Origin of the sequence: Mycobacterium sp. (genome assembly GCF_032162605.1) — a bacterium.
Taxonomy (GTDB): domain Bacteria; phylum Actinomycetota; class Actinomycetes; order Mycobacteriales; family Mycobacteriaceae; genus Mycobacterium.
Genome location: NZ_JAVROT010000284.1, coordinates 21837 through 29345 on the forward strand (window position 1 = coordinate 21837; position 7509 = coordinate 29345).

Annotated in this window: 9 protein-coding genes and 1 pseudogene; 8 read left to right on the forward strand and 2 right to left on the reverse strand. The window is 66.3% G+C overall.

Annotated features, from left to right (window positions below; genetic code table 11):
* The first annotated feature begins 4 nt into the window (after nucleotides 1–4).
* Entirely contained in the window at nucleotides 5–226 is a 222-nt protein-coding gene (locus QOI01_RS16785; protein WP_526382820.1) for a hypothetical protein, read from the forward strand.
* A 117-nt stretch (nucleotides 227–343) separates the two neighbouring features.
* Here QOI01_RS16785 and QOI01_RS16790 read toward each other — a convergent pair whose 3' ends face one another.
* Nucleotides 344–727 carry a nitroreductase family deazaflavin-dependent oxidoreductase gene (locus QOI01_RS16790; protein ID WP_526382844.1) on the reverse strand — a complete coding sequence of 128 codons (384 nt, stop codon included), beginning with the start codon at nucleotides 725–727 and terminating at the stop codon, nucleotides 344–346.
* Between the two features lie 23 nt (nucleotides 728–750).
* Here QOI01_RS16790 and QOI01_RS16795 point away from each other — a divergent pair, with 23 nt between their 5' ends.
* The 4 genes from QOI01_RS16795 (at nucleotide 751) to QOI01_RS16810 (ending at nucleotide 4012) form a co-directional block, all read left to right on the forward strand.
* Nucleotides 751–1158 (forward strand): nitroreductase/quinone reductase family protein, encoded by a 408-nt coding sequence (locus tag QOI01_RS16795; RefSeq protein ID WP_526382822.1) that lies wholly within the window; start codon nucleotides 751–753, stop codon nucleotides 1156–1158.
* Nucleotides 1159–1313: 155 nt separating this feature from the next.
* Nucleotides 1314–1880, forward strand: coding sequence for a GNAT family N-acetyltransferase (locus QOI01_RS16800; protein WP_526382824.1), 567 nt, complete (start codon nucleotides 1314–1316; stop codon nucleotides 1878–1880).
* Nucleotides 1881–2275: 395 nt separating this feature from the next.
* On the forward strand, nucleotides 2276–3505 hold the full coding sequence (locus QOI01_RS16805; protein ID WP_526382826.1) for a lipase family protein: 1230 nt from the start codon (nucleotides 2276–2278) through the stop codon (nucleotides 3503–3505).
* 363 nt (nucleotides 3506–3868) lie between these two features.
* On the forward strand, nucleotides 3869–4012 hold the full coding sequence (locus tag QOI01_RS16810) for a hypothetical protein (protein ID WP_526382828.1): 144 nt from the start codon (nucleotides 3869–3871) through the stop codon (nucleotides 4010–4012).
* Here QOI01_RS16810 and QOI01_RS16815 read toward each other — a convergent pair.
* On the reverse strand, nucleotides 4009–5016 hold the full coding sequence (locus QOI01_RS16815) for a 1-aminocyclopropane-1-carboxylate deaminase (RefSeq protein ID WP_526382830.1): 1008 nt from the start codon (nucleotides 5014–5016) through the stop codon (nucleotides 4009–4011). The two genes, QOI01_RS16810 and QOI01_RS16815, sit on opposite strands and share 4 nt — an antisense overlap.
* Before the next feature lie 159 nt (nucleotides 5017–5175).
* Between QOI01_RS16815 and QOI01_RS16820 the strand changes: the two genes are divergently transcribed.
* The 3 genes and pseudogenes from QOI01_RS16820 to QOI01_RS16830 all read left to right on the forward strand — a co-directional run.
* A complete protein-coding gene (locus QOI01_RS16820; protein ID WP_526382832.1) occupies nucleotides 5176–5814 on the forward strand; it encodes a GntR family transcriptional regulator in 639 nt (212 codons plus the stop codon).
* A 67-nt stretch (nucleotides 5815–5881) separates the two neighbouring features.
* On the forward strand, nucleotides 5882–7300 hold the full coding sequence (locus tag QOI01_RS16825) for a cytochrome P450 (protein ID WP_526382834.1): 1419 nt from the start codon (nucleotides 5882–5884) through the stop codon (nucleotides 7298–7300).
* 31 nt (nucleotides 7301–7331) lie between these two features.
* Nucleotides 7332–7509: pseudogene (locus QOI01_RS16830) on the forward strand (glutamate-1-semialdehyde 2,1-aminomutase); the annotation flags it as partial.

The window sequence follows — 7509 nt, forward strand, 5'->3', positions numbered from 1 at the left end:
TTCCATGGCGACCGAAGAGCAGCAGCGGACCGAGAAGCCCGAAGTGACCGAGGAGCACGAGGCGAAGGCCAAGGAGATGGCCAAGGCCTACGACGACGATCGACCTACCGTGGCCCTGCCGGGATCGGGAAACACGGTGACCGGGCAAGCGGTGAACGATTGGCTTGACGAAGACGGCAAGCCGAAGTACGGCGAGGTGGAGAACGAGATCGACCGGCAGACGTGAATGTCTGAACTGGACTCCCAGTTCGCGGCGCGGCGGCTCGACCCGTATCGCCTGCGGGTGATGGCGGGCACCGTGATGACGAAGGGTGTAGGCCAACGCGCTCACCTGGAAGGCGAGCTAACCGCTCTGGCGCAGCAGAACAGCCTCGTCGAAGGGCAGAAGCGCGAACACGGGCCTGGCAGGGCCCCTCACGTGGCGCGCCGCCTCGGCCCTGGTGACGATTCTCGGGTCGGTCACGGCGATCGTCTTGCCGTGGCGACGCATCTGCGCCCCGCGCGCCGCGGTGAGGTTCTTCAGCCAGTCGCGGTCGGGTCCGTAGGTGAGCAGAACCGCAACACCGTCGTCGGTCGTGAACACGTTGAGTGGGGTGCGGTACGGCCTGCCCGACTTGCGTCCGACGTGTTCGAGGATGCCCATCGCAGGCACCCAGCCCGCCCACAGCCGTTGCAGGGGATTGGTCACGCGCCGATTGAACCGGGCAACCCATTGCGGTATCTGCACGTAGACCATCAAACTCGTAGAACATGGCCTATCTCAAGCCTTCGTGGTTCACCGCGAAGGTCTTCAACAGGTTCGCGATGAGATTCGGCATCGGTGGCAGTGCGACGCTCACCGTCACCAAGCGGGGCAGCAAGCAACCGCAGCAGATTCCCGTGGTGGTGCCCGTACTCGATGGCGTGCGGTTCCTGGTGTCGACGCGGGGGGAATCGGAGTGGGTGCGCAACGTGCGTGCGGACCCGAACGTGATGATCGGTGGGGTCGGCTTCGTCGCCTTGGAGGTCCCGGTGCAGCAGCGGGCGCCTGTCATCGCCGTCTACCGGCCGCTGGCGGGCAAGGTCGTCGCGGCCTACTGGAAAAAGCTGCCCTCTGACGCCGACCATCCGGTCTTCGCTCTCACTCCTGCGCCCGGTGACGTGGGGCAACGCGCCTAGCCGAACAGGACGTTGGACTCCTTCGGGGTCGTGCCATCCCGGACCCAGGTCGATCAGCGCGGCCATCGACTTGCCTTCGTACACCGGGTCGCTGACGATCCGCGGCCATGGCGAAATCCACGTGGCATTAGCCGCGCGCCGGCTAAGCCCAAAGGATGACTGCGTGGCAGCCTGCAGGAGTGCTCGAAGTGTCGATAACTGAACCCGGGGAACTCACGCCGTCCGAGCTGAAAGATGCAGAGTTGCTCGTGCGGTCGGCATTTGGAGCGACCTTCCGAACACACGACTGGCTGCACGGCATCGACGGCGTGCATGTGATGATCACCGACGACGAGGACTTGGTGGCGCACGCATCCGTCGCCCCTCGAGCTCTACGACACGGCCCCACGGTGTTCGACACCGGCTACGTCGAAGCCGTTGCCGTCCGGGCCGATCAGCAGGGCCGCGGTCTGGGACGCGTGGTCATGGACCACGCCGAATTCGTCATCGGCACGCGCCACCAGATCGGCGCCCTCAACGCCGTCGACACTGCCGCCGCCTTCTACGCGGCCCGCGGCTGGCATCACTGGACCGGCCCCACTGCCGCGCACAGCCCGGCCGGCATTGTCGACACGTACGACAGCGCAGACCGCATCTTCGTATTCCCTGCTCCGGCAGGTACCCAACTCATGGAGTCAGGAACCGCGCTTATCTGTGATTGGCGAGTCGGGGACCTTTGGTAGGTGAACCTCCCACGCGCTTGACCGACGCAACCCGTACGGGTGTTGCGGATGGGGCGTAGGTAGCACGTCGTAGATTCCGCAGCGCTTCATGCGCTGCCGCCTGCGATCTTCATCGTGAGTTTCATCAAGTTGAACGGCCCCAGGTGGCGTCACGAATTTCCGCGCCGGATGTGGTCTCGGAGCCTCGCTGGCGGTCGTGATCACGTGGGCATAGTTGCCCTAAGTAACGTGTTGATAGTGAAGGAACATCGTCGGCGAAGGTCACGACGGTTTGGCGTTGGCGGTGATCACAGCGGTACTGCCACGGCGCAGTGGGCTCGGTGGAGTCCAGTGTGGATGCGAGTTCGGCATCCGGAGCCTTATTGCGCGGGAAGGACTGTATGAGCGTCACCGGGATGAGTACGGACGGCGAATACGAGCTCAGCGCGCCTCCGGTGTTGCCTGTCGAGGATCCCTTCTATCGCCCGCCCGAGACTCTGAAGAGGCTGACGCCGGGCGAGGTTGTCCGCAGCCGGAAGGTTGAGCTGGCTCTCTTCGGCCGGACCCGGGAGCGGTTGCCGGCATGGCAGCTGATGTACCGGTCCACCGACTTGCGGGGACAGCCGAGCATCTCGGCGAGCACCGTGGTCCTACCCGCCGGCGCTGTTGGCGGGGAGTCCCGGCCGTTGCTGTCGTTTCAGAGTGCGATCGACGCGGTGACCTCGCGGTGCTTCCCCTCCTACGCACTTCGCCTCGGTGCGCGCGCCACCGGCTCGATCGCACAATTCGAGTTCCTCGTACTACGCCGGGCGCTCGCGCGGGGGTGGGCGGTGTCGATTCCCGATCACGAAGGGATGGCTGGCGCGTGGGGCGCCCCGCGTGAACCCGGATACCGAACGCTAGACGGTATTCGGGCCGCGTTGACATTCGATCCGCTCGGACTCGAGGCGGGCAACCAGGTCGGGCTGTGGGGATACTCCGGTGGCGGGATGGCAACCTCGTGGGCCGCGGAAATGGCGCCGACATACGCACCTGAACTCAATATCGTCGGAGCCGTTCTCGGATCCCCCGTTGGTGACATGGCCTCAGCGCTGCTGCGGCTCAACGGCGGTTTCCACGCCGGGCTTCCCCTGATGGCGATAGCGGGACTACGCCGGGTCTACCCAGGCCTGGACCGCGTCATCCGAGAGCACGCCACTCCCGACGGTGAGCGCCTGCTGCGTTCGATCGAGGAACAGACGACGGCGATCGCCGTCGCTCACTTCAGCCACCACGACCTCGATCGACATCTCGACATCCCCATGGCGGACGTTTTGGCGCTGCCGGAAGTCGTTGAGATGTTGGCAGACATCCAACTGGGCATGCACATCCCGACAATGCCTCTTCTCGTCCTGCAGGCCGTGCACGACGAGATCATCAGCGTCAAAGACGTCGACGGACAGGTCGAGCGCTACCGTCAAGGTGGCGCGCAGGTGACGTATGTGCGAGATCGCCTCAGCGAGCACTATGCACTGCTGCCGTTGTCCACACCGCTGGTACTGGCCTGGCTCACCCAACGCTTCAAAGGCCAGCCCATGCGGGCACGGACGCTGACCTCGATTGCCGGGTATCGACACGGACGGCTCTCGCTAACACACGCACGTTAGCGAAAACAGTGGAGAACTTCGGACCGCCGGCTTGTCAGTCGTCGGTGTGGAATGCGCCGATATACGAGCCTGGATGGGTTGCCCCGTCCTGGCGCAGCACTGATGTGTCGGGCGGCCACGATAAGGCGATGACGGTGGTGTCGTTCGGTGCAATGGTGAGCAACTGCGTCGGTAGCCACGATCCGGCGGACCCGGGCGTTGCAGTGAGCACCGTCGGATCAGCGAGCACGCTCTTGCCCGGCGCAACAATGAGGCTTTCGGGGGGTCGCGCGACGGTCGTCGTGATCGAGATCGCGGACGGGATGGGTCCGGCGCCGCGTCGAGGTCCGTACTCCTCCGAGAGCGCGCGGGATGGGAGATCCGTTGGGTCACAAAGCGAAGCGCCTGCCGATGCCCGCCCTGGTGACGGTGAGCGCTGGTGCCACCGTACCGATGTCTTTCGACCTTCCCGCCTCAGCGCTCGCCGAGGCCGGCGTCTCGCGGATCGTGATGGGAAGCAACGCCTAGCTGAACAGACCCGAATAGGCGTTCAGCGCAGGCTGACCTCCGAGATGGGCGTAGAGGACGTTCGACTCCTTCGGGATCGTGCCGTCCCGGATCAGGTCGATCAGCGCGGCCATCGACTTGCCTTCGTACACCGGGTCGATGATCATCGCCTCGAGCCGGCCGGAGAGTCTGATCGCGTCGAGTGTCGATTGCACCGGAATCCCGTACAGGTCCCCGGCCCACCCTTCGAGGACCGTGATCTCGTCGTCGCGTAGGTCGCGGCCGAGGCCGATCAGCTCGGCGGTGTTTCGCGCGATCCGCTCGACCTGCGCACGCGTCTTGTCGATCGTCGCCGAGGCGTCGACACCCAGCACGCGACGCGGTCGATCCTGTCCGGCGAAGCCGGCGATCATGCCGGCATGCGTCGAGCCGGTGACCGTGCAGACGATGATCGTGTCGAAGAACACGCCGAGCTGGGCTTCCTGCTCCTCGACCTCATACGCCCAGTTCGCGAAGCCCAGTCCGCCGAGCGGATGCTCGGAGGCGCCCGCCGGAATCGGGTAGGGCGTGCCTCCTGCCTGGCGCACTTCCTCCAGCGCGGCCTCCCAAGAGGATCGAATACCGATGTCGAAGCCCGCCGGGTCGAGGCGCACGTCGGCGCCCATGATGCGGGACAGCAGGATGTTTCCGACCTTGTCGTTCACCGGGTCGGGCCAGTCGACCCACTTCTCCTGCACCAAGAGCGCCTTGAGCCCCAGTCTCGCTGCCACGGCGGCGACCTGGCGGGTGTGGTTGCTCTGATAGCCGCCGATCGAGACCAATGTGTCGGCCCCCTTCGCCAGGGCGTCGGGGACGAGGTATTCGAGCTTGCGTGTCTTGTTGCCGCCGAAGGCCAGGCCCGAATTGCAGTCCTCCCGCTTGGCCCAAACCCGCGCACCACCTAGGTGCGCAGTCAGTCGTTCCAGCGGATGTATCGGGCTGGGTCCGAAGGTCAAGGGGTAGCGGTCGAAATCCTGGATGGACATGCGTTCCCTTTCGAGGAGAGGCAACCTACACCAGCTGCGATACGCAATATATCGCAATCCCGAATGAACGCCGAATGCATTGATCCGGCCAGCTCAGGAGCGCCCTGACGACGCGAAGCCGACTTGACACGCACCACACCGCCGGGCGCACCATATTGCATGCCGGTGCCACGGAAGATGGTCGCGCCCAAACGTCAGCTGCTTCGCGAAGACGCGTTCGCCGCGATCAGGGCCGCGATCGTGGACGGGACGCTCGAACCGGAGGAGCGGTTGGTGGACGTGGAGCTGTCCGCGTGGCTCGGGGTGAGCAGGACGCCGATCCGCGAGGCGCTGGCCCGTCTCGAATCGGCAGGCCTGGTCCGGACCCGTCCCGGGCAGTACACCATCGTGAGCCCCCTGGACGTGCGGAGCTGCAAGGATGCCCAGGCGGTCACGGCGGCGATGCACGAGCTTGCGGTTCGTGACGCCGTCGCCGCGATGGGGCCCGAACACATCGCGGCCATGCGCACCGCCAACCAGCGCTTCGCCGCCGCTCTCGGCGCCGAGGACGTAGCAGGTGCCATAGTGGCCGACGACGAATTCCACGCCGTGGCGGTCGATCTCTGTGCCAACGCAGCCATCCGCGCGGTACTCGATCAGTACACCCCCCTGCTGCGGCGAATGGAACGCGCCCGCTTCTCGTCGCTCACCGGGCGGTCCTCGGTCGCGCAACACGCGAAGATCGCCGATCTGGCCGAACGAGGGGACGCAGAAACCGCCGCGCGAGAGGCGCGACTCAACTGGCTGACGCTGCAATGAGGCCCGAGGTTGCCGGTCACCGTTCGAACTGACGGCAGGCTGCAGGCGTCGCTAACATTCGGGGGTCATGGTCGCGACGAAAGAACCGCACGACGTCAGCGCTCTACCCCCGGTGCCGAAGAATCCCATGTCCTATCGGCAGTTGCTGAGGGCGGTGAGGGTCTTCAATACCGGGGGAGAGCTGCTGCGCGACGCCGGTGGTCCAGTCACCCGTATCCAGCTGGGCCCGAAGTGGCTCGTCCCGCCGCTGGTCCTGGTCACCTCGCCGACCGGGATCGGTGACCTGCTGGCGCGAAACCACGAGCTGGGTGAGCGTTGCCTCGTCCACGACGAGGTTCGGCACATGGCAGGCGAAAGCCTGTTCGTCCTCCCCAACGAGCGATGGATACCGCGCAAGCGGGCCCTGCAGCCGGTGTTCACCAGCCACAACGTCCGCCGCTTCGGCGGCCACATGTCCCTTGCGGCGCAGACGGTGGTCGACGACTGGCGCGAGGGCGGCCGTCTCGATGCCGGGCTCGACGTCGACCTCGACGTGGCGTGCCGCCGCCTGACCATGCAATCGCTCGGCCGCTCGATCCTCGGACTCGATCTCAACGAGCGGGCGGACGTGATCGCGGAAACCATGCACGTCGCGTCGTCCTACACCGCCGATCGCGCGCTCCGACCGCTGCGAGCACCGCGCTGGCTGCCCACCCGTGCGCGTCGTCGCGCCCGCGCGGCGGTGGCGACGATGCTTGGCGTGGCCGACGACATCCTGGCGAGTTGCCGCCGGGATCCGACCCACGACGCCCCCCTGGTGCACGCGCTGATCGCGGCCGCCGACCCGGTCACCGGAGATACGCTCTCGGACGAGGACATCCGCAATGACCTGCTGATCTTCATGCTTGCCGGACACGACACGACCGCCACGGCCCTCACCTACGCGCTGTGGGCCCTTGGGCACCATCCCGGCATTGCGAACCGGATCGCCGCGGAAGTCGCCGAACTCGGCGATCGTGAACTGACGCCCGACGACGTGTCGGCACTCGGATACACCCGTCAGGTGCTCAACGAGTCGTTGCGGCTTTGCCCACCCGCGGCCGGGGTCGGTCGGCTGGCGTTGCAGGACATCGCGATAGATGGCTACCGCGTGGAGGAGGGCAGCATCGTCGCCGTGGGAATTCAAGCCGTGCATCGGGATCCGGACCTGTGGGAGGACCCGCTGGTCTTCGATCCAGAGCGGTTCAGCCCCGACGCCGTCGCACAGCGCCAACGCTGGCAGTTCGTCCCGTTCGCCGGCGGGCCGCGGTCGTGCATCGGAGAGCACTTCGCGCTCTTGGAGACGACGCTCGCGCTGGCGACGATCATCAGGTCGGTCGAGGTGCTTTCGCTCGCCGACGACTTTCCCGTCGAGGTGCCGTTCACCACGGTCGCCAAGGGCCCGATCCCGGCTCGTCTCACTGCGCGACGACCAGGCCGGCCTGCCCCCACTACACCCTGTAGTTGACGCCTCGGGCGCTGCTGGGACACTGGTGGGCATGCGTGCTGACCCTGGGACCGTGGACGGTTCGGAAACGTCGGCACGGCTGTTCGCCGACGCGTCGGCGGTGATCCCCGGCGGGGTCAACTCGCCGGTCCGTGCCTTCAGCGCCGTCGGTGGGACGCCCCGGTTCATCACGAAGGCCTCGGGGTGCTGGCTCACCGACGCCGACGACA